Origin of the sequence: Pseudomonas sp. SIMBA_041 (assembly GCF_046535095.1) — a bacterium.
Taxonomy (GTDB): domain Bacteria; phylum Pseudomonadota; class Gammaproteobacteria; order Pseudomonadales; family Pseudomonadaceae; genus Aquipseudomonas; species Aquipseudomonas mucoides.
In genome coordinates, this window is sequence record NZ_JAWRXJ010000006.1 from 218918 (window position 1) to 240771 (window position 21854).

Annotated in this window: 23 protein-coding genes; 7 read left to right on the forward strand and 16 right to left on the reverse strand. The window is 54.4% G+C overall.

Features of this window, described 5'->3' with window-relative positions:
- Window positions 1-10: 10 nt before the first annotated feature.
- From SB725_RS16550 to galE, 3 genes are all read right to left on the reverse strand, one after another.
- Window positions 11-1066, reverse strand: coding sequence for a polysaccharide biosynthesis/export family protein (locus SB725_RS16550; protein ID WP_050590133.1), 1056 nt, complete (start codon window positions 1064-1066; stop codon window positions 11-13).
- Between the two features lie 140 nt (window positions 1067-1206).
- Complete coding sequence (locus SB725_RS16555) at window positions 1207-1446, reverse strand: hypothetical protein (protein WP_027921647.1); 240 nt, start codon at window positions 1444-1446, stop codon at window positions 1207-1209.
- Between the two features lie 136 nt (window positions 1447-1582).
- Window positions 1583-2605, reverse strand: a complete 1023-nt coding sequence (gene galE, locus SB725_RS16560; protein ID WP_027921648.1) for a UDP-glucose 4-epimerase GalE — start codon at window positions 2603-2605, stop codon at window positions 1583-1585.
- Window positions 2606-2913: 308 nt separating this feature from the next.
- Between galE and galU the strand changes: the two genes are divergently transcribed.
- The gene (gene galU, locus SB725_RS16565) at window positions 2914-3747 is read left to right on the forward strand and encodes a UTP--glucose-1-phosphate uridylyltransferase GalU (protein ID WP_027921649.1); all 834 of its coding nucleotides are present in this window, start codon (window positions 2914-2916) and stop codon (window positions 3745-3747) included.
- Between the two features lie 72 nt (window positions 3748-3819).
- Window positions 3820-4227, forward strand: coding sequence for a hypothetical protein (locus SB725_RS16570; protein ID WP_059181289.1), 408 nt, complete (start codon window positions 3820-3822; stop codon window positions 4225-4227).
- Window positions 4228-4231: 4 nt separating this feature from the next.
- Here the strand turns inward: SB725_RS16570 and SB725_RS16575 are convergent, their stop codons facing one another.
- The 8 genes from SB725_RS16575 to SB725_RS16610 all read right to left on the reverse strand — a co-directional run bounded on the left by SB725_RS16575 (window position 4232) and on the right by SB725_RS16610 (window position 13791).
- On the reverse strand, window positions 4232-5368 hold the full coding sequence (locus tag SB725_RS16575) for an SGNH/GDSL hydrolase family protein (protein ID WP_194939780.1): 1137 nt from the start codon (window positions 5366-5368) through the stop codon (window positions 4232-4234).
- Window positions 5369-5392: 24 nt separating this feature from the next.
- The gene (locus SB725_RS16580) at window positions 5393-6430 is read right to left on the reverse strand and encodes an acyltransferase family protein (RefSeq protein ID WP_027921652.1); all 1038 of its coding nucleotides are present in this window, start codon (window positions 6428-6430) and stop codon (window positions 5393-5395) included.
- Window positions 6431-6442: 12 nt separating this feature from the next.
- Window positions 6443-7546 carry a hypothetical protein gene (locus SB725_RS16585; protein ID WP_027921653.1) on the reverse strand — a complete coding sequence of 368 codons (1104 nt, stop codon included), beginning with the start codon at window positions 7544-7546 and terminating at the stop codon, window positions 6443-6445.
- Complete coding sequence (locus tag SB725_RS16590) at window positions 7546-8766, reverse strand: polysaccharide biosynthesis C-terminal domain-containing protein (RefSeq protein ID WP_410922267.1); 1221 nt, start codon at window positions 8764-8766, stop codon at window positions 7546-7548. The genes SB725_RS16585 and SB725_RS16590 overlap by 1 nt, the downstream gene beginning before the upstream one ends.
- Complete coding sequence (locus SB725_RS16595) at window positions 8763-9875, reverse strand: polysaccharide pyruvyl transferase family protein (protein ID WP_059181292.1); 1113 nt, start codon at window positions 9873-9875, stop codon at window positions 8763-8765. Before SB725_RS16595 ends, SB725_RS16590 begins: the two co-directional genes overlap by 4 nt.
- A gap of 15 nt (window positions 9876-9890) precedes the next feature.
- A complete protein-coding gene (locus SB725_RS16600) occupies window positions 9891-10973 on the reverse strand; it encodes a glycosyltransferase (protein ID WP_027921656.1) in 1083 nt (360 codons plus the stop codon).
- Between the two features lie 104 nt (window positions 10974-11077).
- Window positions 11078-13306 (reverse strand): polysaccharide biosynthesis tyrosine autokinase, encoded by a 2229-nt coding sequence (locus SB725_RS16605; protein WP_059181293.1) that lies wholly within the window; start codon window positions 13304-13306, stop codon window positions 11078-11080.
- A 44-nt stretch (window positions 13307-13350) separates the two neighbouring features.
- Complete coding sequence (locus SB725_RS16610) at window positions 13351-13791, reverse strand: low molecular weight protein-tyrosine-phosphatase (RefSeq protein ID WP_027921658.1); 441 nt, start codon at window positions 13789-13791, stop codon at window positions 13351-13353.
- A 271-nt stretch (window positions 13792-14062) separates the two neighbouring features.
- Between SB725_RS16610 and SB725_RS16615 the strand changes: the two genes are divergently transcribed.
- Window positions 14063-15034, forward strand: coding sequence for a glycosyl hydrolase family 5 (locus SB725_RS16615; protein ID WP_059181294.1), 972 nt, complete (start codon window positions 14063-14065; stop codon window positions 15032-15034).
- Between the two features lie 19 nt (window positions 15035-15053).
- Here the strand turns inward: SB725_RS16615 and SB725_RS16620 are convergent, their stop codons facing one another.
- Window positions 15054-15458: a hypothetical protein gene (locus SB725_RS16620; protein WP_228758657.1), complete on the reverse strand. Its 405-nt coding sequence runs from the start codon at window positions 15456-15458 to the stop codon at window positions 15054-15056.
- Window positions 15459-15740: 282 nt separating this feature from the next.
- Between SB725_RS16620 and tal the strand changes: the two genes are divergently transcribed.
- Window positions 15741-16667 (forward strand): transaldolase, encoded by a 927-nt coding sequence (tal, locus tag SB725_RS16625; RefSeq protein ID WP_059181295.1) that lies wholly within the window; start codon window positions 15741-15743, stop codon window positions 16665-16667.
- 72 nt (window positions 16668-16739) lie between these two features.
- Here tal and rssC read toward each other — a convergent pair whose 3' ends face one another.
- Window positions 16740-17222 carry an anti-sigma factor antagonist RssC gene (rssC, locus tag SB725_RS16630; protein WP_007943680.1) on the reverse strand — a complete coding sequence of 161 codons (483 nt, stop codon included), beginning with the start codon at window positions 17220-17222 and terminating at the stop codon, window positions 16740-16742.
- On the reverse strand, window positions 17222-18403 hold the full coding sequence (gene rssB, locus SB725_RS16635; RefSeq protein WP_027921662.1) for a two-component system response regulator RssB: 1182 nt from the start codon (window positions 18401-18403) through the stop codon (window positions 17222-17224). The genes rssC and rssB overlap by 1 nt, the downstream gene beginning before the upstream one ends.
- Before the next feature lie 276 nt (window positions 18404-18679).
- Between rssB and SB725_RS16640 the strand changes: the two genes are divergently transcribed.
- Window positions 18680-18979 (forward strand): PilZ domain-containing protein, encoded by a 300-nt coding sequence (locus SB725_RS16640; RefSeq protein ID WP_027921663.1) that lies wholly within the window; start codon window positions 18680-18682, stop codon window positions 18977-18979.
- A gap of 60 nt (window positions 18980-19039) precedes the next feature.
- Here SB725_RS16640 and SB725_RS16645 read toward each other — a convergent pair whose 3' ends face one another.
- Window positions 19040-19729: a VacJ family lipoprotein gene (locus SB725_RS16645; RefSeq protein ID WP_027921664.1), complete on the reverse strand. Its 690-nt coding sequence runs from the start codon at window positions 19727-19729 to the stop codon at window positions 19040-19042.
- A gap of 200 nt (window positions 19730-19929) precedes the next feature.
- Between SB725_RS16645 and SB725_RS16650 the strand changes: the two genes are divergently transcribed.
- Together SB725_RS16650 and SB725_RS16655 are read left to right on the forward strand one after the other, a co-directional pair.
- Window positions 19930-20550 carry a hypothetical protein gene (locus tag SB725_RS16650; RefSeq protein WP_027921665.1) on the forward strand — a complete coding sequence of 207 codons (621 nt, stop codon included), beginning with the start codon at window positions 19930-19932 and terminating at the stop codon, window positions 20548-20550.
- A gap of 109 nt (window positions 20551-20659) precedes the next feature.
- The gene (locus tag SB725_RS16655) at window positions 20660-20923 is read left to right on the forward strand and encodes a DUF4404 family protein (protein ID WP_410922269.1); all 264 of its coding nucleotides are present in this window, start codon (window positions 20660-20662) and stop codon (window positions 20921-20923) included.
- 84 nt (window positions 20924-21007) lie between these two features.
- On the opposite strand, the gene queF is transcribed toward SB725_RS16655, so the two are convergent.
- Complete coding sequence (gene queF / locus SB725_RS16660; RefSeq protein WP_410922270.1) at window positions 21008-21838, reverse strand: NADPH-dependent 7-cyano-7-deazaguanine reductase QueF; 831 nt, start codon at window positions 21836-21838, stop codon at window positions 21008-21010.
- Between the last annotated feature and the right edge of the window lie 16 nt (window positions 21839-21854).

Below are 21854 nucleotides of genomic sequence, written 5' to 3' on the forward strand. Positions count from 1 at the left end.
GGACCAGACCTTATCGGGAGTTAGCTTCGCTTAAGTTGTTTTGTGCGGCAGCGCCCATGCCCAGAATCGAGGCCGATGGCACCAATTGACTGATGAAGCGGTTCCAGCGGGTGACGTTGGCAGGGCCCACATAAACAATGTCCTGGGGGCGAACATCGAAGTGGGTGGCGAGCGCCATGGCGGAAGGCGACTCGGCTTGCAGCTGGTAGATTTTGGCGGGTTCTACATCGAGGTTTTCTACGCCCCGGATGACGTACACGGCGTTGCCGTTAGAGGTGGTCTGGTTCAACCCGCCTACCGAGCCAATAACGTCAGAAAGATTCATGGTGCGGGTCTTGAAGGTCAACGCGCGTGGCTGATTGACCTCGCCCATGACGTAAATCTTCTTGCTGTCGTTGTACGGCAGGTACAACTGATCGCCGCCTCTGAGGTAGACCTTTTGCAACTCGGCATTCTGTTGATTGAGTGCATCCAGATTCAGCGGATATACCCGCCCGTTTCGCGTCAACAGCAACCCGGACAAGTCAGCATTAAGCGGGTCAATGCCGGCGGAACCCAAGGCTTCAACAACGTTGAGCGGATTGGTGGAAATGGCTTGCGGACCGGCTTTCAACACAGCGCCCGACACCACCACTTTCTGACTGGCAAAGCGCAACACCGCGACATCCACTTGCGGGTCCGAAATGAAGGTCGACAACTTCTCGGCGATATCGGATCGCAGTTGCTGGATGGTCTTGCCGGCGGCCTGGACTTCTTTGATGTAGGGGTAGTAGAGCGTGCCATCGGAACGAACCAGACGGCCGTTTGCATCGATCTGCTGCTGCGCGCCGGAAGGTGCTGTCAGCTCGGGGTGATCCCATACCGTGATGTACAAGACATCGTTATTACCAATGCGATATTCGGCGGGTGTGGTCAACAACTCCGGAGGGAGTGACTCATGGACCTGTGTTGCCCTGTCCATGGCGATGAGCTTGGGGGTGATCGGAATCAGCTCGACCCGACTGCTTTCGCTGGCACCTTCGCGCGTGATATCACTGGTGCTCAGATGTTGCCCCGGCGAAAACATACAACCTTGCAAAGCAATACTTGCCAGCATTAAAAAAGGAACACTACGAATCATAATGGCACTACGCTATTCAAGGGCAAACCCAAAACAAGATCGCCCAGTGTTAGCCGGGCAATCTTGTATTACACGTGCGAAATTTGTTAGTTATGGGTGCCGGTCGTCCCGGTAGTACCCGTGGTGCCGGTGGTCCCGCCATTGGAACTTCCACCGCTGTTGGACGCTGCCACGGCACCGGCAACCAGCGCGGTGCCGGCCAATACTGCTTGTCCCGCCGTCACATCACCGACAACTTGGGTATCCAGCGTGAGGGCTTCTTCTTCGACTGCGAGTGCCCAACTGCTCATCATGGACAACAGGGCGATTACCATTATCTTTTTCATATCAAACTCCTTCCTGCGAGTTCTTTATATCTACGGACTTGCCGGATGGGTTGCCAGTCAATTTTCCCGACCATAATTAACATCGCGTCCTTATATAACAGTTCAGCAGAAAAGCAGGACGCTATAGGCCCGCCCGTCAGCCTTGATCGGCATATCCACGAGGATGATTCGATTGCCAACGCCAGGTATCGGCCATCATCTCCTGCAAATTTCGAGTGGCCTTCCAACCCAGTTCCTTTGCCGCTTTGGAGGGGTCAGCCCAACACTCGGCAATGTCGCCCGAACGTCGTGGCATCACTCGATAAGGCACCGCCCGGCCCGAAGCCTGCTCGAATGCCCGCAGTACTTGCAGAACGCTGTAACCGTCGCCGGTGCCAAGGTTCCAGATATTGATCCCGGTGCGCGTCGAGATCGTCTGCAACGCCTTGAGATGCCCGTCCGCCAAGTCCACGACGTGGATGTAGTCGCGCACGCCGGTGCCATCGACGGTGGGGTAATCGTCACCAAATATCGACAACTCCTGCAGGCTGCCGACAGCAACCTGACTGATGTAAGGCACCAGATTATTGGGAATCCCGTTGGGGTCTTCGCCCATCTGCCCACTGGCGTGAGCGCCGATCGGATTGAAATACCGCAACAGTGCAATACTCCAGCGGGGCTCCGCTGCACACAGGTCATGCAGTACGTTTTCGATGATCAGCTTGGATTGCCCGTAGGGATTGGTGGGCGTGCCCGTCGGAAAGTCTTCACGAATCGGCATCTGCTCAGGCGCGCCGTACACCGTGGCCGAGGAACTGAACACCAACCGGAATACCCCGGCAGCGGCCATGGCCTGACAGAGCGTAATGCTCCCGCACACGTTGGACTCGTAATACTCCAGCGGCTTGCGCACACTCTCGCCTACGGCTTTGAGGCCGGCGAAATGCAGGACCGCATCAATGGAGTGCGCCTGGAAAATCCGGTCAAGCAAGGCTCTGTCGCACACGTCCCCGTGAATCATCAATGCGGACTTTCCGCAGATGGCTTCAACGGCATGCAGCGCTGCATCAGAGCTATTGCTCAAGTTGTCCAGCACAACCACTTCGAAGCCCGCTTCAAGCAGCGCAAGTGTGGTGTGAGAACCGATATAACCGGTTCCACCCGTTACCAGAATCTTCATAGAGCGGTCCATAGTGGGGTATTGAAGTATTCAACTGCGCGCCACGTTTAAAACTTTTGTTGCACGCAATAATTGACGCCAATGACTTATTAGCACTTCACAAGAACCGATACTATTAATAGACACCGACGAAAACTAACCAAACACTGACAGGCCCGACAACTAATAACATTCACCCCATTCTGCGCATGCCATTAATTGCCATCAAACCATGTCTCAGGTATTAAAGTACAACCACCGTAAAACATCCAAACTCACGGCCACCGTCTTTTGTGTGACTGTGAACAATGTCTTTCCAGGATATATCTATGATTCGTAAATGCTTGTTCCCCGCCGCCGGCTATGGCACACGCTTCTTGCCTGCAACAAAAGCAATGCCGAAGGAAATGCTGCCGATCGTCAACAAGCCTTTAATCCAATATGCCGTTGAAGAGGCACGGGACGCCGGTTTGCAGCACATGGCCATCGTGACCGGTCGGGGCAAACGCGCACTGGAAGACCATTTCGACATCAGCTATGAGCTGGAACATCAGATTCGCGGCACCGAGAAAGAAAAGTTTCTGGCCGGCACGCGTGAGCTGATAGAAACCTGCACGTTCGCCTACACCCGCCAGGTCGAAATGAAAGGCCTGGGGCACGCGATTCTCAGCGGCCGTCCTTTGATCGGTGACGAACCCTTTGCCGTGGTACTGGCGGACGACTTGTGCCTGAACCTGCAAGGTGACGGCGTACTGGCGCAGATGATCAAGCTCTACAAAAAATTCCGCTGCTCGATCGTCGCCATTCAAGAAGTCCCGCGGGATCAGACTCACAAGTACGGGGTGATCGCCGGCGAGCTGATATCCGAAGGGATCTACCGCGTCAACAGCATGGTTGAAAAGCCAGCGCCTGAGGACGCACCGTCCAATCTGGCAATCATTGGCCGGTACATTCTGACCCCGGATATTTTTGATCTGATCGCCGACACCCAACCCGGCAAGGGCGGCGAAATCCAGATCACCGATGCGCTTATGAAGCAGGCACAAAATGGCTGCGTGCTGGCCTATAAGTTCGAAGGCCTGCGCTTCGATTGTGGTGGTGCAGAAGGCTATATCGATGCCACCAACTTTTGCTATGAGCAGCTGTATCTCAAGGGCCTTTAACCAAACGACCCAGCCCAATCACCGCTCACCTTGCGGAGCCCTCGTCACACTCTTTCATCCAGGCAGGCCACTATGACCACTGCAAAACGCTCGGTAGACACTGAACTGAAAGCGAGCAACTTCGGGATGATGGCCTGGCTGTCAAAAGCGCCGTCGTTATCCTTCGACACGGCCGCCTGGCTGGGCACAACCCTGCTGGTTGAGCGGATCGGAGTATTCCCCTCTTCGGGCGATATTCATCGCCCGATCAGGGACCCGCTCTCCCTCTTGGCTCACCTGAAAAGTCTGTATGCCGACCAGGCTCTGGATGTCGATGAACGCGACGGGCTTAAAGTGATTTTCAACGATTGGCGATTCCGGGTTCGCATCCGCTATAGCGACCCGGCGATCGTCATCAATGTTGAAACGCGGTGTGATCCCGAACTCATGCCTCTGAAAACTGCAGAGCTGCTGAGTCAGCTGGAACACTTTGAGCGGTGAAGGGTTACTTCGCAGCGGCACCACACGGTGACTTGCCGACAAGCAGTCGATAGACATAATCGGCAATAAGCCGACCTCCCGAATCCGGGATGGGGTGAATCTTGTCAGGGCCGATCATGGGGGTCGGTCCGTCACTGGCGTAGCGTTTGAAGTCGGGTCCGAACGTACACTGCAAACTCCAATAGGCAATGTTCTGCGAACGCGCCCACGGTTCAAGCACCTGGGCATAGTCCGACATCGGATACGCACTGGAACGTGTTGTGTCCTCGCGCAGGATCACATTGACGCTCGCCGCTGGATGAACCTCGCGAACCATCCGCACCAAGCCTTTCATGTTCTCCAGATAATCCTTGGGCTTAACGCCAAACCCCTGGTCATTACCGCCCAACATAATCAGGTAGATGTCTGCCGGTATCTTTGAAACGACGCCCTTCCACTGGGCCTGCCATTGGCTGTCGCTGTTATAAAAGTCAGCGGAAGCGGCGCCCGAAGCAGCAAGTTTTGAGACCCGGACACCGCCACGGTCATTGGCCATCCAAAGGCCAAACAATGTCGGAGCGCCCTTCACCACTTCGAGCCTTAACGCCCAATCGTCTCGAGTGGGGACACTTAATTGCACTTCCTGAACGCCGGAACCCGACATCGTCAACGACTGCCACGTGTCGGAAGGTGCCCACCGGTACCTCATCTCACTGGTTTTACCGTTGCCCAGGTAGAGCAGCTTGGCTTGGCCAATGGATGTATTGATCACGGCCGTCTGCTTAGCGTCGATCTCAATGTAAGCACCCGCCTGACCGGTAACCGTACGACTGTCCGGACTCGCTTGCCCAAGACTGGAAACATCCCAGTCACCACCGAAGTACTGCTTGTTGCTTCGGGTGTACTTGAAGTTCGTACCGCCGAGCGCAGCGCCGTGGTTAAACCCGACATAACCAGGCCCGGCAAAACTGAAGTCTTTCGCCAGGCGCTGAGTGAGTTCATTCAGATAAAAATCCTGCCCGGCGCTGTAGCTGTCGCCAATCACTGAGATGTCCAGCACTTCTCCCGAGTTGCCCATGCTCAGGCCGGAAATACGTTCGCTTGAACTTCTTACCTCGATAACCGGCGTCGAAACGGGACGTACATCATCGATATAAACCATTGGCCTCATCCTTCTATTCGGCAATCAGGAGTGAGACACCTTCAGCCCTGACGCCGGGGTCTTTTTGCGGCTCGTCCGCTCGCCCAGAAACAGAACGGAAGTGAGGGTGAAACGGCTGAACACATTCGACAGCACCACCGGCCCCAACAATCCGCACAACACACCGCCGAAGACCAGGACACTTTCATCCGTGACGCCCAAGCGACCCAACGCGAACCGTGAACTGGCGGCAAACAGTACGTGAAAGAGGAATATCGCGTAGGAGTAACCGCCGAGCCAGATCAGCACTTTCGAGCGCATGTCGGTCGACAGTAGCGCGACGCAGGACATACAGCCAACGAGCAATCCGACCAGGCTCCGGCGATCGACGATGAGTTCGCGATCCACGGCAGCAATGTAGAGCAACGCGACCGATATCAAGACGAACACCACGGGCCCGATCACTTTCAGCGATCGCTTTAACGCGTCGACATTCTCGTGACAAATCATCCCCGTCACAAAGAACGGCAGCAGATAAATAGCACCGTTGATGCCAAACGCATCGACCGGAAAAAGCGGCATCAGGAACACGGCTGCGGAAAACAAAAACAACAGGTACAGGCGAGTCGGCGTCTGTAGCAGACCGCGCCACTGAAGAAATCCGACAAACATGAAGATGATAAAAACCGCCTGCAAAAACCAGAAATGGTTAACCGGCAGGTAAAACGACAACAAGGCGTCCATCAACCCGACGTCCTTGTTCACCCCCGGCGCCACAGCCTGCAGCACCGAAAATGGAACACCGACAAAGAACAACGGCACGATCAACCTTCTGACCTTGCCCAGACAGTAAGCAGAGAAGTCATTGCCTCTGATTTTGTAAATGGAATAGATATAGCCCGATATAAAGGTGAACAACGGCATCCTGACGTACACCATTGAGTCCGCCAGGATTCGGAAAGGTGATCCCAGGTCAATTTTCAGTCCACCGCCCAGCGGCCCTATCACGTGATAGAGCACCAGCAGCAAGCACGCCAGACCTCTGAGCGTTTCTATTTCCAACGACTTTTTCTTGCTTTGCATAAACCACAAACCTCAGTTCAAGACGCTTGAATCAACCGACTCAGGTTTTTTTGAGCGCAACTGCAACCCCAGTCCCAGAAACAGAACCGGCACTACCATGGAGAAATGTCGGGCAAACGAGCCGAAGTCTGGCTCGAACAGCCCCTGCACCAATAAAAAGGACAGTGGGATAGCAATAAGCTCTTTGACTTTCGGTTCGATGAGCGAGCCCTTGTAGTGACTCGACGTCATCATTTTGAACATCAGCAATGAGGTCATCATCATCAGGACGACAAAGATGATCTGCCCCAGCCCCGATAAAAGTATTAACTCCACCGGGAACGACAACCTGAAAAAGATACTCATCGAATCGACTGCCTGCGATACGAAATCACCGCCGTTGATCCACGACACGATCAATGACTTCGAGCCCTCCTCGCCCAACGTGCGCTGTTCATTGTTACTGGCCCGAATGGACGAAACCGAATAGCCGACCAACACCTGAATCGCCGTTGCGATCGCCAGATAGAACGCGAACAACATCAGGAAAAAGCTGAAACGCGACACATGCTTTTTCATGAAGCACACGCCAACCCAGACCAGAGAAAACAAGATCCAGTAAGGCCGAATCAGCACGCCGTAAAACAGCGCGGACAGAAAAAAACCTGCGCGGTATCGCTTCGAAAATGAAAAAACCAGAATGGCAATCACCGCCACCGAGACAATGATTTCCTTGGTCAGGTTATCGAGGAAGAACGACCGGACCACGCCCCACAAACACAAGGTGAGGAAGATCGTTATGGGTATTCTTCTGAAGATAAAGATCGGGATCGACGTCAGAAACAGATTGCACAGCATCCCGTAAGCCCATGCATTGGTCAGGTTTATGCCGGTGGGACGTAGCAGGTAAGCGGAGCATTCGTAAGAAGACCGGTCTGGCGAGAAGGGATTCCAGAAGTTGCAGTTGTCTGAACGAACGTATGACGACCACAACGTCATCGCATCCGGGCCTGGTTCGCGGTGCATCAAAAGCGGCATCGCAATGGACAGAAAAAGGCCACAGAACAAAATCAGGAATGAGATCGACGAGTCGAGTTTTCGCCCTCGAAACTCTATGGAAGGCAGAGACAAAGCCATTACAACGCCCCCTTCGCCCGGACAAACCTGGTCAGCAAAGCGATAACAACCAACTGCACCGTAATCGAGAAGACATTCCCCCACGCCGCGCCATAAATTGAATAATGTTTAATGAGTACATAGCTGACAGGCAGTGAAACCATCAGGCATATCGCCGCACTGGCCAGCGACACCCGACTGTTCTTCGACGCAATAAGGCCTCCCCAAACGATGTCGCCGACGGACCGAAGGGCAAAGGAGAAAATCAGAATGGATAAAATCCTGTTATCCGGACGCGGGACTGCCACGTCCACGTAATCCAGCAGGACATTGAAGAAGGCATAAATCAGCACAGCCACCGCGCCGGAAACGATGAGGGAGCGCAACACCCATTGATTCAGGAACAGTTGCCGGACTGTCAGCGCCTGTTGATTATTTTTGTAGCGCTTGGCAAGTACCGGAATGCCGACGACGGCAACAACCGCGTAGGACAGCGCTTGCAAGGTGTTGGCCGCAGACCAGGAATACACGTACTTGCCGAGACTGGCGTACGGTTCAATGTCCAGAATAAGAAAACGCTCGGCGTACTGACTGAGTGCGATCAGGCCACCACCCAGATAAAAGGGCAGCCCTGCTCGCCAGACCGAAACGGTGGTGACGACACTGACTTCCCGCCCCTTGTGAACGTTCACCACAATCAAGTAACCCGCGACGATGACCAGCAGGTTGGTGACCACCCAAAGCCAAAGAACACTGGCGATGCTGGACACTACGCCCGCCATCAATCCCGCAACAGCAAGTAGCGCCCAGAGCCCGGTTTTTATAAAAAACAGTACCGCGCCCCAGTTGGCTTTTTGCGCCGAAAAAACAAACGAGTTTATTTCGAAGGAAAGATGCTCGGTGAGCAGCAGAAGCGTGACACAAGCGATCAACGCGGCACTCGCCTGCACATCGCTGAAGAGCGAGTACAGGGCGACCGTGACCACCGACAACAACAAACCAACGGCCAGGTACAGGACCAGTACCCTATCAACGACAAGCCGCGAACTGCCCCCGACACTGATCAGCCGGTTGATTTCAGAACTGAACCCGACACTGTAAAATTTCGAGGCTATCAAAGAGGCAGCAACCACAACGCCGTAAAAGCCCAATGCGTCATAACCCAGATAATGAGTGATGGCCAACACCAGCAAAAACTTTGCGCCTAATGCACCTCCCCGCAGCAACAACCGAAATATCATCGAACAATCCCTTTGATGATATTGTCCATCTGCACCGTTTTGGCTTCGATTTCTTTACAGGTGTCCGTGAGTTTCTTGCCGAATCGGGTGAGCGCGTTGGGGGCGTAGACCGTGTCGATGATGGTGTCGACATTGATGTCGCCTCCATTGATCACCCAGTCTTCCACGCCCATGTCCTGATACGCACCGAAGCCTTTGCGTTCATAACTGATATGGAAAGCGGGTACGCCGGCGAGAAGTGACTCAATCGCCCCGTGCAACCGGACGGAAATCACCAGGTCTGGCTGATACTTCGCCAGTGTCGCCTTCAAGGGCAGCAGGTCTTCGGTAATGCCAAGCTCCCGGTAAAACGCACCATCGTCGTTGCCACGCACAGCGCTTTGCACAGCGCAGACCACTTTGCTTTTCGCCCTTAGTCTCTGCAATAGAAGCTTCAGGTTGGCGACGTAGGCAACTTTCTTCTCTTTGCTCCATTCCGGCGGCTTGCGTAAAACAACGCAGACCACAGCAGGAGATGGTGCACAGCGGGTGAACTTGGGTTGCACCAGGATCTTTTTCGCTAACGCCTGAACTGCCAGGTCCGGTGCCCGATAGACGTTTTCATTGGATTTGAAAATAGCCGACGACCTGTTGTCCCTGACAAATACGGCATCGGCCTTGGTGTAGTGCTCTACGATTTTACTGCTCTCGCCATGGAACGGGCCGATACTTTGCGGAAGATAAACCGACGGCACCTTGCTCAAGATCGCCGTTTCAAGTTGCTTGGCATGCCCCAGTTTCAGCTTGATATGTTCGAAAGCGCTTTTTGAGCGCATGTACCCGCCACCGACTCCGACGATCAGATCAGTGGTTTTCAAGAGATCGGCAAGGGGTGCGTAAGACTGGTTGAGAAAAACCGCCTCCTTCACCCTTCCGAACCCTTTCGCCGCCATAACCGGTGCGTCATACCGCTTATACGGAAGATAACTGAATGACTGCGGGTCGGACGCAACTACGTTAATTAAAGTGTCTGCGCCAAAGTTGCGCAGCACCATGGCGATTGCCAAATCCACGAGCAGTCCATCACCCGAGTTTGACGCGCTGTAGCCATGCAAAATAGTTACGTTCATGATCTTGATTTCTACTTAATAGGTTTGAGCGGAATACACGTCATAGGTTTGCTGGATCATCAACGTCGCGCTGAACTGTTCGCGCACTTTCTTGCGACTTTCAGTGCCAAGTTCCAGTAACTTCTGCTTCTTGATATTCAGCAAAATGCGGGCAAGCGCCTGGTAGTCGCCGGCGGAGAACAGGTAACCCGTGATGTTGTCCGTCACCAGTTCAGGAAGCGATGTACAGTCACTGGCAATCACCGGCACGCCCATGGCCATCCCTTCGAGAGGCACCATGGCAAAGCCCTCCCAGCGACTTGGCACAATCAAGGCATCCGCCGTTTTATACAGCTCGTTTACTTCAGCGGGAGTCACCCACGGCAGGTATTCCACGGCGTCAATATCGGGGCACTCGACGGTGTCTTCGTTGACCGCACTGCCAACGACAGTGAGCCTCAAGTCAGTTCGCTCGACCTCAGCGAACGCCTTGAGCAACAAATCGAAGCCTTTCTGGTAGTCCAGTCGACCGACAAACAGAAGATGAATGTCCGTACTGTCGCTGGTTTTGCTCTCATCACTTTTATAATGAATACCGTTGTAGATCAGCTTCATGCGGTGACGATCAATACCAAACGATGCAGCTTTATCCATTTCATACTGACTGACACAAATAATGACATCGGTCACTTTCTGCAAAACCCGCTCAATCAGTGAATACACTTTCTGTTTGACGGGAGAACTCTCCATCAAGAAGGAAAATGCGTGCGGGCAGTAAACAATTTTAGGGGACCGCCAAGGGCGCATGACCAGACAGACACACCGGCCGATCACCCCGGAAAACGTGCTGTGCAAGTGCACGACGTCCGGTTTTTCCTTGAAAATAACACCAGCCAGTTTCCAGGCAAATCGCAACAGGGACATGACATCGCGCTTGTTCCGGGAAAAGGTCCTGATGTTTTTCTCATCAATGCCGTGCAGCTCTTTCTTCTGATCGAACGGAACCAGATAAACCAGTTCATACTTCAGTGCGTGGTCCTGAGGAGGAGTCGATATCGTACGAATAACCGTCGCAACACCACCTTTGATTGTTTCCGCCACGTGCAGTATTTTTTTCATAATCCACCTATCTCCATGAACTTAGTCGCAGGCAAGCAGCGTTGAAAGTGGCTAACGATCGTTAAACCACTCTCAACTCGATTACCTGATAGATAGAACTCGCATCAGGACTTGTCAGAGGCGTACTCATAGTTGTAATAGCCATAACTGCCATTACCGTAATAGCTGGACGCGCGTTTCTCGACGCCGTTAAAAATGGCGCCCTTCAACTCGATACCGTTTTGCGTAAATCGACGTATTGTCAATTCGATCTCTTTGGCAGGATTCACACCAAAGCGCGTCACAATCAGATTAATGGCGGCTTCACGTCCGACGATGGCAGCATCTGTCACTGCCAGAAGCGGTGGCGTATCGATGATCACCACATCGTAGAGTTCACTCAGTTCTGCCAGGAGCTCTCTGAAGTTGGCATGCATCAACAGCTCTGATGGATTAGGCGGCACCTGCCCGCGACTAATAAAATGCAAGTTGTCCGTTTCAATTCTATTGATCGCCTGCTCAATACTGCAGCGTTTGGTTAATAGATCGGATAAACCATTGGTGATCGGCGTTGCCAGGGTCTTGTGCAGATGACCTTTGCGCATATCGGCATCGATCAGTACGACCCGCTGCCCGCTTTGAGCAATAACCGCCGCCAGGTTCGAAGACACAAACGTTTTGCCCACCTGCGGACTCGGCCCGGAAATCATGATCCGGTTGTTGGTCGCATCCAGCCCTGCAAAATGCAGACAGGTTCTCAGGCTGCGTATCGACTCGATCGACAGGTCAGTGGGATTACGCAGGGCCAACAGAAAAGACTGGTTGTTGACGGCGTCACCCAGCCGAATTTTTTTGCTGTCTTCTTCCCGCTGCAAATCGCTGTATGGAATGGAGGCATAAACAGGTAACCCAAGCTGCTCGATGGCTTCCGGGCCCTCGAGGCCTCGGCTCAGGGATTTACGCACCAACACCAAGGCAACACCGACAAATCCGCCAAGGAAAGTTGCAATGAGAACGATCAGGGCTTTGCGTGGTTTGACCGGAGTTGTGGTATCGACGTCGGCGGTATCGATCAATCGCGCATTGCCAACCGCCCCTGCCCTGATGATGTCCAGCTCCTGGGATTTATTCAGCAACTGGGTATAAATCTGAGTCGCCACTTCCACATCACGAGTGAGGTTCAACAGTTCCTGCTGCGTGGCCGGAAGATCCTGAACCTTCTTCTCCAAACCATGGCGCTGCTTGTTCAAATCCGCGATTTGAGCCATCAAGGCGCGGTAGGCCGGGTGCTCTCGGGTGAACTTTCGATCCAGGTCCGCTTGCTGGAGCTTCAGATCGGAGATGCGCGTATCCAGCACCACCATCTGTTCCAGAACAGACTTGGTTTCAAGTGAGATATTTACCGTATTGCCGCGGGTTTGATAGCTGTTCAGCGCGTTGCTGGCTTTGACCAGATCCTCTTTGACTTGAGGCAGTTGCGCCTGCAGGAAGTCCAGGCTCTGGGCCGCCTCGGCAGAGGTGCGTTGCACATTCTGCTGTACATAAAGTGTCGAGATCTTGTTGAGGATCTTCACCGCCAGGGTGTAGTCGGTGCTGGCAAGGGCCAGGCTTATAATGCCCGACTCTTTACCTTGCTCGGAGACATCGAGAGCGTCCTGGTAATTCTGAATGGTGACAATCCGTGGATTGCGAACGACTTCGAATTTAGTGCCCGGATTCGCGGCCATGCGCGCGACAAGCACCTCGACCCCATTGTCTACAACTGCGTTGCCTGTCGTGCCGGCGGCCAACAAACCGCCATTGTCATCGTAGAGCTTGAAGCGGTTCTGCTCTTCAGCCACCAGGGTCAATTTTTTACCCAACAGTTCATCAGGCAGCTTGAGCTTCCCGATATCAAGACGCTCGCCCCCCCAGGCATAACTGCTCATGCCGAAGCGCGCAGGCGAAACACTTTCCGTCGGAGTACTCTTGTATCGTCGCGCGATAAAGCCGCCCACGACAGGGAAGGTGTTGGGCGTTATCACGATATCCAGGCGCAGATCATCGACGGTTTTACCGATGACCGCTCGAGATTTGATAATCCCGATTTCGGTCGCCGCCGGGGATTGGCCACCCAGCATGCTGCTGATATCCGAAAACCCCAACATGTCGTTCTTTTTCGGTTCGACCTGTACCAACGCGTTCGCCAGATACACAGGTGGCGATAGTATCGAATAGGCGGCGCCGGTCACCATGAATGCACCGGTGATGGCACCTATTAACCATTTATGATCAATCAATGTGCCCAGTAAGCCGAGAAGATCAATCTCGTCTCCTTCTTTATCCCGGGTGCTGACTACTGACGGTAACTGCATAAGGTCTATTCTTTTACCTTTAATACTAATCTGAAAATCATCCATCAACGTCCGAGGCGCTGTGCCCATGAGCAAACAGCATCTTCAATCAATGCATGAGCATGGACAAAAGCAGCTTTTCCTTGACGATACGGGTCCTTTATTTCGCGCTCACTCTGCCACTTGCCCAGAAGAAACACTTTACCCCTCGCGTGCGAGGCAATATTCAGCACGCCTTTTACATGCTCTTTTTCCATGACCAGAATCAGGTCTGATTCATTAACAATCGCAGGCGTAATTTGCCGCGCTTTAAACCCTTGGGCAGCGCGACCCTTTTCTTCGAGAACGGAAAGTGCGTTGGGCTCCATAGACTCGCCCACCCGCGCGTCCAGCCCCGCGGAGGTTACCGAGATATCCGAAGGCTCCAGCGCGTTGCGCAGCAACATTTCAGCTGTTGGACTTCGGCAAATATTGCCCACGCAGACGATAAGAATCTTTCTGAACAAGGCTACTCTTCCCGTGTAGTGTCGAATCGGCCAATGTGTAGCGGGGATATGAGTGAACCGATAAGATCGGTCCCGCATTCAGAGATGGATCGATCATGGAAATACAAGGATATTAAATACCACGACACATAAAAAACGCCCAACCAGAATAGCCGGACCAAAAATAACGACAGCAATCTGCGCATTATTTTCCGACTAAAAATAACAATGGCGCACCGGCAATAGAGAATTGATGATATGGCTGTATTACTCGCCCCCTCAGGAATCAGACATGACCTTAACGTGTTTTCGATGTATTAGCGTCTCAACACTATTGTTACTCGGCGCCTTCAATCACGCTAACGCCAGCCAGGCTTTTCCCGCATTGGCAGAGGGCAACAAGACCATAGGCGTTCAGGTAAAGATTCAAAACTTCTCTGCCACCGATGCCCGGCAAATCAAGGACTCTGGCTTCGGGTTCGTGCGTTTTGGCGTATGGACCAACAGCTTGAACAGCCCGGCGTACCAGAATCAGATCAATGAAGCTTTCGCTGCCGCCAAATCTGCCAACTTGCCAGTATTGATGACCGTTCGCTCAACCAAAGCGTTAACCGGCAAATCGAAAAGCGGTGACGATGAACTCGCCAACGCAGGCGCGGCATTCTCAAACTCAGTCATTGGCCTGGAAAACACATACAGCACGCAGCTTGTGGCCATTGAAATATGGAATGAACCGGACTTGCCAAAATACTGGCCCACACAGGATTTTGAAGTAACCTTTGTGCCGTTCATGAGCGCAGTGTGCAACGGATTGCAAAAGCGCGATCACTCAACACCGCTGATCGGGTTTGGATTCGCACGGGCGCCCACCACAGGCTCCAAGTCGACCGCTGCACTGACTAAAATCATGACTGCGTATCCGAAATGCCTGAGTGCTGTCTCCTATCATCCCTATGGTATGTCGGGCACTGAGATCAGCAGTGCTCAAGCATTTATTCTCGACAGTTTCCATGTACCCGGCGTGATTACCGAATGGGGAGTGCCATCGCTCAGTTCCATCGGAGGAACTACCGGACAGGCCACACGCATCACCAAGTTCATTACCGACGTCAAGCAGCTGAACATACCGCTGACCTCTCTTTACGAATGGAAAAACAGCGACTCAGGCAGCAATGACCGTGAACGAAGTTTTGGATTAAAGTCTTCTGATGGCAACTCAAAACCAGCGGAAGCGGCCGTCAAGACGCTATTAAAGGCACCCTAGCGAAAAACAGCCTCCGTGGTTAATGGGGGCTCTTGTTCGTGCATTCGGAATCACTCGTCGGGTCGAGCGCCAGAGAGGCTTCCACCAGCACTTCCAACAATACGACTTGCGCTTCAATGCGCAGGTCTTGCTGACGTTGTTGCGCGTCGTTCATTTGCTCCATCATTACGCGGGTGACCTGAGACGGCACGCTGTGTTTCACTCGCTGCAGCCAACCGGGAATATTTTTTGCGGCTTTAACCCTGCCCATTTCAACCACACCCTGCAAATTATCCGGGTGGTTATTTTTTGAAACGGCCATCAACTCTTCAAATACTTCGGTGAGTTTCTTCAGGACATAACCCAGGATAAGGTCATCGAAGGCCTCCACATTTCCAGACACCTGCTTCCCCTGTGAAGTCATCTTCCCGTCCGATACATCCATTTATCAGCAGCACGTTACACGGCATCCGGGCCTCGCTATTTGACATCTTATAACGGCGGGGCCCGACCCTTTTTAACAGCGCCCCTCTCAAGATAAGGCGTCAACGGTCAGTTACCTTGAACCTGTGCCCGGTTTTGGCATCGTATTAACCGATACGGTGCCCCGCCATTCAAACAGCCGTTTTCAGGTTGTTGCCGCTGGGGCCATTGATACGTACATGCGCCCTTGAGTGGCTGTCAGCGCTCGGGTAATGTCATTAGACCCACAGGACAGAGCACGCCCATGACTTCCAAGCTGGAACAACTGAAACAAATGACCACCGTGGTTGCCGATACCGGCGACTTCGAAGCTATTGCTCGCGTTAAACCGGTGGACGCCACCACTAACCCTTCCCTGTTGCTCAAAGCCGCAGCGATTCCTGCCTACGCCGAATTGCTGAACGCTTGCGTTCACGATTGCAAAGGCGATGTGGGTTTGGCCAGCGACCGTTTTGGCGTTGCAGTCGGGCAAGAGATTCTGAAGGTTGTCCCGGGCCGCATTTCCACCGAAGTGGATGCACGTCTGTCGTTCGACACTGACGCCGTATTGAAGCGCGCGCACCGTCTGATCGAGCTGTACGACAAGGCCGGGATTGGCCGTGACCGCGTGCTGATCAAAATTGCCTCCACCTGGGAAGGCATTCGCGCGGCAGAGACACTGGAAAAAGAAGGCATTCAAACCAACCTGACGCTGTTGTTCTCGTTTGCTCAGGCAGCCGCGTGTGCCGATGCAGGCGTGTTCCTGATCTCGCCGTTCGTGGGCCGGATTTACGACTGGTACAAGAAAGCCAACGGCAACGACTACACCGGCGCGGATGATCCGGGCGTGCAGTCGGTGACCCGCATCTACAACTACTACAAAGCCAATGACTACAAGACGGTGGTGATGGGCGCGAGCTTCCGCAACCTGAGCCAGATTGAGCAATTGGCCGGTTGTGATCGCCTGACCATCAGCCCGGACCTGCTGGAGAAGCTGGCGACGGACACTGGCAAGCTGGAGCGCAAGTTGGCGCCTGGGCATGCCGGTGAGGCGCGCCTGAGCTTGAATGAAGCGCAGTTCCGTTGGTTGTCCAACGAGGACGCGATGGCGACCGAGAAACTGGCTGAGGGCATTCGTCAGTTTGCTCGCGACCAGGAGAAGCTTGAAGCTCTGCTGCAAGCCAAGCTGTGATTTGAGTTAGCGCAATACAAAAAGGGCGAACCTTGATGGGTTCGCCCTTTTTTGTGCCAGTTACTTAAGTGATCAGTGACGCTCCAGCGCGTTCACCAGGTCATGGAACGCTTCACGATTGTGATCATTGAGGCCCATGAGGATTTTGTGGGCTTCAAGCACCTTGATCCTCACCACTTCCTCGGACTGATCCTGGTCTGGCAGGTCGTCCAGGCATTCCGGGCACGGCACTGGCTGGTCAACAATGTTGAACACCTGCTCGAAGCCCATGGATTCGAGCAGCCGGGTGATGTCTTCGTGGGTGGTGACGACAGTCGGCAGCAAGCCGACTTTCTGCCGCGACAGGATCGACAATTTGGCCAACAGGCCAAGGGTGGTGCTGTCGATGCTGCGGGTTTCGGTCAGGTCGATCACGATCGCGTTGAAATTCAACGCGGTGAAGATCCGATCAATAGTCGCATCCAACGCCGAACACAGGGTCAGGCGAACTTCACCGACGAATTTCAGGACGAAGGTGCCATCCTGCTCGGCGAACTGGATTCTACCGGTACTCATTAAAGATTCCTGCTCAACACCAACAGGGCGATATCATCCGGCATCTCCCCCAGCGTGGCCAATCCAAAAACCTGCCGCAGCCCATCCAGGGTGCCGCCCGCAGCCTTGACCCGTTGGGGCAACGCCGCTTCTTTTTCTTTGAGTGTGGCTTCTGGCAAAAGGTCCAGAATGCCATCAGACATCAGCGTCAGGCTGAACGTCGGCGGCAGCTCCAGCACGTGGTCTTCGTAGGTGGCTTCATTAAAGAGCCCCACCGGCAGACCGCGCCCTTCCAGATAACGAACACTGTCTGGCGTGTACAACACTGGCAACGGCAAATGACCACCGATGCTATAGGTCAACAAACCTGTCTCCTCGTCGATGACTCCACCGACCATTGTGACGTGTTTACCCAGCTTACAACTGATCAGGCCTCGGTTGATATGACCAAGGACCTCTGAAGGCTTGAATTCCGGCAATGTACCGCTGCGCTTGGATTCGAACAGCAAGCGCGTGGTCATGAACTTCAGCAGCACGGTAACGAACGCTGAAGAGGCGCCATGCCCGGAAACGTCTGCCAGGTAGAAGGCTACCCTACGCTCATCGACCCGAAAGTAGTCAACGAAATCACCCGAGAGGTACAGCGACGGGATGATCTGGTGCGCAAACTGAAACTCGTCGATGGTCCAGGGGCTGACCGGCAGCATGTTCATCTGCACCTGGCGACCGGCGTTCTGGTCTTCCTGGAGCAGGTTCAGGCTGGCGGCGAGCTCGCGGTTGGCCTTTTCCAGCTTCTCGCGGTAGCGCTGGTTTTCCAGCAGCAGGCGTGCACGATCAAGGGCCCGGCGCACAGAATGCTCGAGCACTGCCAGATCTTCGAGAGGCTTGATCAGGTAATCCGCGGCGCCAAGGCGCAGTGCCTCGACCGCGTCGTTCATCACGCCGGCACCCGAAACCACAATCACCGGCGTTTGCGGGGACCGTTCGGTAACCTGGCGAATGAGTTCGAGTCCGCCCATCTGCGGCATGCGCAGATCGCAGATGACCAAGTCGGGCTTGTCTTGCTCGAATACCTGAAGACCCTGTTGGCCATTGCTGGCCTGCAGGACACTGAAACCACTGTCTTCCAAATAGGCCGCGAGACTCGCGCGCACTACTTCGTCATCATCGATTATCAGCAGCGTGGCACTGGTTTTTGGCATGTGGGCAAACGGCGCCAGAATTAGGTTGGCGTAGCAGGCACGGGTTTTAGCCCGGCTCACACTACTGGATTCGCTTTCTAGCCTCTCTATTGCACCGTTTTCGAGCGTTTGCCCTACTCACCTGTACACCAGAGGTGCCCTTCTAAGGCGCAGACGGTACTCCCATCCGAGAGGCGTTTCAAGCTCACGCCGATGGTCGCTTGGCGTCTTTACTTGTCAAATCACCGGGAGTTATAAGAACGGACAAATCCGTAACCCAATGGAAGGATCGAGCCCATGAGTCAAACCGGTCGGGACTACAGCGAAAAGCGCGATTTCATCCGCATGCGAGTCGATGCCGATGTGTCGTTGATTCATGAAGGTGATGAGGTGCCAGCCGTCTGCATCGACCTTTCCAGCAGTGGCATGCAGGTTGAAGCGAAGCGTGAGTTCAAGGTGGGCGACCGGCTCAACGTGCGCATCGATTCCGATCACGCCGCCTTAAAAGGTCTTGAGGCCGACACCGAAGTGGTGTGGGTGAAGCCTTTGGACGGTGAAGGTCAGAAACTCGGGCTTACAATCTTGAAGATGAAATAAGCCGGATCCAAAACGAAGAAGGCGGCCCATGGGCCGCCTTCTTCGTTTTACCGGTCGAGATTAAAAATCGTCTTCAACCTTGCCGTCTTTGACTTTGAATTCACGGTTCTGCAAGTACGCATTACGGATGAAGATGTACTTGTCGCCGGTGATCAGCTTCTCGCTCGACAGCAAGCTGGCACGCGTGTCGACGATGTTCAGGCCGAAGACCGAGTTACGCACCGGCACATCGTTGATGTAAGGGTACGGGCCGGTGTAGCTGTCGACATACTTGGAAGGCGCATCACGCAAGGTGCTTGGGCCCAACAGCGGCAGCATCACATACGGGCCGCTACCGACACCCCAGTAGCCAAGGGTTTGACCGAAGTCTTCGTCATTACGATTCAGGCCCATCTTGGTCCCGACATCGAAGAAGCCCAGCAGGCCGAACGTGGTGTTAAAGATGATACGTGCAGTGTCGGTGCCCGCCGCGGCCGGTTTGGCCTGCAGAATGTTGTTCACCAGGTTGGTGACGTCACCGACGTTGCGAAACATGTTATGGATGCCGTCTTCCAGAAACTGCGGCGTGATGAACTCATAGCCCTGAGCCACAGGCTTGAGTGCATACGTGTCGATCACATCGTTGAACTTGTAGATCGGACGGTTAATGCTTTCCCAAGGATCGTCTTCTGAAGCAGCCTGAGCCCCAAACGGAACCAGCAACACGCTGGCACACACAAAAAGCTGAGCGAGATGATTGCTCCAACGCATAAAAAAACTCCTTGGATTTTACTGGCGCGGGCACTTGGCCCGGGCATTAAGCTGGCAAGTATAAGACGGAAAAGCCAGTTTAGGCAGCCTCGCGCTCATTCGCCTACAGATGAATCGCTCCGATTGAGAGCGCTTCACATCAATGTCACTCAACTGTCACTGACGCCGCATAGCCTTGTCACTATTTCAGGGACGCTCCTATGCCGCACGCCGAAACCTTGCCCGTTGCAGCACCCAGCTTGACCGCCGTCCTGTTCGGCCTCAGTGGTTGCCTGGTGGATTTCGGCGCCCGGACGCGTCAGAACGGGGCTTACTCTGCCGAGCACGCCGAGGCCACTCCCGGCGCGCTGGACAGCCTGCGCAGTTTGCAGCGCCAGCAAATTCCCTGCGCCTGGCTCGATGAACTACCTCCCACCCTCAGTCATTCCTTGGCCGTCACCCTGCCCTCCTGGATCACCTCGTCGCAACATTCCGCAACAATCAACCCATGGCCCGCGCCGAACGCTTGCTGGCAAGCCCTGATGGCGTTGAACGTCGAACGCCTGGATGGCTGCGTGCTGGTCAGTGGCGAACCCCGGTTGCTGCAATCGGGGCTGAATGCCGGGTTGTGGACGATTGGCCTGGCGTCCTGCGGCTCGCTCTGCGGCCTCGCACCCAGCGAATGGCACGCATTGACCCAAAAGGAGCGCGAGCACTTGCGCGGCAAGGCGACGATGCAGCTATTCGGGCTGGGCGTGCATTCGGTGATCGATCATCTCGGCGACCTCGACACCTGCCTGGCCGATATCAGCCTGCGCCGGCTCAAGGGCGAAAAGCCCTGACCGAGATCATGCAGGTTGCGCGCAAGTGGATTAATCTAAAGGTCAGCCATAGACCTTTGGCGCGAGGCTGCGGTCTATGCCAGTGCCTATCGATAAAAGGAAGAACGCCATGCCTGCCCGCGAACTGCAAGAACAACTCAATACTCTGCGCGAGCAATTGGAAAAGAATCCACCGCTCAACGAAGATGAGCGCAAAAACCTGCACGAGTTGATGGCGCAGATTGAAGCGGAGATCAAACTGGAAAGCTCAACCCAAAACACCAGCCTCGCCGACGGCGTGAGCTTGGCCGTCGAACGCTTTGAACTCGAACACCCTGTTATTGCCGGCACGTTGCGCAACATCGCGCAAACCCTGGGCAACATCGGGATCTGAACCCGCCGGGTACAAAAAAGCCCCGCTAGCGATAGCGGGGCTTTTTAATATCCGGGATTGGCAATGCTATCCCACATTAGACCTTCACTGACGGACCAGGCGATGGTTCGGCAGTTGAACGGTTTCGGTGCTGCGATAGGGGTTGATATCCAGCCCTCCACGGCGCACATACCGCGCATACACCGTCAATTTCTCCGGCTTCAGCAGCCGCTGCAAGTCGAGGAAAATCCGCTCCACGCACTGCTCATGAAAGTCCGAGTGCTGACGGAAGCTCACGATGTACTCCAGCAAACTCGCGTGATCCAGTGCCGCGCCACGGTATTCCACCGCCACGCTACCCCAATCCGGCTGACTGGTGACCGGGCAGTTGGATTTGAGCAAATGGCTGTGCACGCTCTCCTCCACGATGCGCGACTCATCGCAACGCAGCAGCTCCGGACGCGGGTGTTCGTAGTTGCTGACGCTGATGTCCAGGTCATCAATGCACACACCCGGCAACGCAACCACGCCTTCGGCTTCAACGTCCTTGAGACTGCGAATGCGCACGCCAACCGGCTTGCCGGCAGCCGCCGACAGGTCTTTCGCCAGCGTCGCTTCGAGGCTCGCCGTATCGGCAAACGGCGTCTGGTTCAGCGAGTTCAGGTACAGCTTGAACGACTTCGATTCGATGATGTTCGGCGAATCCGCCGGGATGCTGAACTCGCCAATCGCCACGACTGGCTTGCCGGACGACAACAGCCACGACAGTTCGAAGCAGTTCCAGAAATCCACGCCTTTATACGGCAGGGTCTCAGCCGTCAGACCCAGCTCGGCCCATTTCGCGGTACGCGGGATCGGGAACAGCAGGGACGGCGTGTAAGTGGCGATGTATTCGCTGGATTTGCCCAGCGGCGAGTGTTCGGCTGCGGGATGCATGGCGGAAACCTGACTG

Coding starts and splice junctions, on each gene's coding strand:
- SB725_RS16555 (WP_027921647.1), bottom strand. CDS start 1,446: ATGAAAAAGATAATGGTAATCGCCCTGTTGTCCATGATGAGCAGTTGG.
- SB725_RS16580 (WP_027921652.1), bottom strand. CDS start 6,430: ATGCAAAGCAAGAAAAAGTCGTTGGAAATAGAAACGCTCAGAGGTCTG.
- queF (WP_410922270.1), bottom strand. CDS start 21,838: ATGCATCCCGCAGCCGAACACTCGCCGCTGGGCAAATCCAGCGAATAC.
- SB725_RS16570 (WP_059181289.1), top strand. CDS start 3,820: ATGACCACTGCAAAACGCTCGGTAGACACTGAACTGAAAGCGAGCAAC.
- tal (WP_059181295.1), top strand. CDS start 15,741: ATGACTTCCAAGCTGGAACAACTGAAACAAATGACCACCGTGGTTGCC.
- rssC (WP_007943680.1), bottom strand. CDS start 17,222: ATGAGTACCGGTAGAATCCAGTTCGCCGAGCAGGATGGCACCTTCGTC.
- SB725_RS16655 (WP_410922269.1), top strand. CDS start 20,660: ATGCCTGCCCGCGAACTGCAAGAACAACTCAATACTCTGCGCGAGCAA.
- galU (WP_027921649.1), top strand. CDS start 2,914: ATGATTCGTAAATGCTTGTTCCCCGCCGCCGGCTATGGCACACGCTTC.
- SB725_RS16575 (WP_194939780.1), bottom strand. CDS start 5,368: ATGGTTTATATCGATGATGTACGTCCCGTTTCGACGCCGGTTATCGAG.
- SB725_RS16590 (WP_410922267.1), bottom strand. CDS start 8,766: ATGATATTTCGGTTGTTGCTGCGGGGAGGTGCATTAGGCGCAAAGTTT.
- SB725_RS16650 (WP_027921665.1), top strand. CDS start 19,930: ATGCCGCACGCCGAAACCTTGCCCGTTGCAGCACCCAGCTTGACCGCC.
- SB725_RS16640 (WP_027921663.1), top strand. CDS start 18,680: ATGAGTCAAACCGGTCGGGACTACAGCGAAAAGCGCGATTTCATCCGC.
- SB725_RS16645 (WP_027921664.1), bottom strand. CDS start 19,729: ATGCGTTGGAGCAATCATCTCGCTCAGCTTTTTGTGTGTGCCAGCGTG.
- SB725_RS16615 (WP_059181294.1), top strand. CDS start 14,063: ATGACCTTAACGTGTTTTCGATGTATTAGCGTCTCAACACTATTGTTA.
- galE (WP_027921648.1), bottom strand. CDS start 2,605: ATGAAGATTCTGGTAACGGGTGGAACCGGTTATATCGGTTCTCACACC.
- SB725_RS16620 (WP_228758657.1), bottom strand. CDS start 15,458: ATGGATGTATCGGACGGGAAGATGACTTCACAGGGGAAGCAGGTGTCT.
- SB725_RS16550 (WP_050590133.1), bottom strand. CDS start 1,066: ATGTTTTCGCCGGGGCAACATCTGAGCACCAGTGATATCACGCGCGAA.
- SB725_RS16600 (WP_027921656.1), bottom strand. CDS start 10,973: ATGAAAAAAATACTGCACGTGGCGGAAACAATCAAAGGTGGTGTTGCG.
- rssB (WP_027921662.1), bottom strand. CDS start 18,403: ATGCCAAAAACCAGTGCCACGCTGCTGATAATCGATGATGACGAAGTA.
- SB725_RS16605 (WP_059181293.1), bottom strand. CDS start 13,306: ATGCAGTTACCGTCAGTAGTCAGCACCCGGGATAAAGAAGGAGACGAG.
- SB725_RS16595 (WP_059181292.1), bottom strand. CDS start 9,875: ATGAACGTAACTATTTTGCATGGCTACAGCGCGTCAAACTCGGGTGAT.
- SB725_RS16585 (WP_027921653.1), bottom strand. CDS start 7,546: ATGGCTTTGTCTCTGCCTTCCATAGAGTTTCGAGGGCGAAAACTCGAC.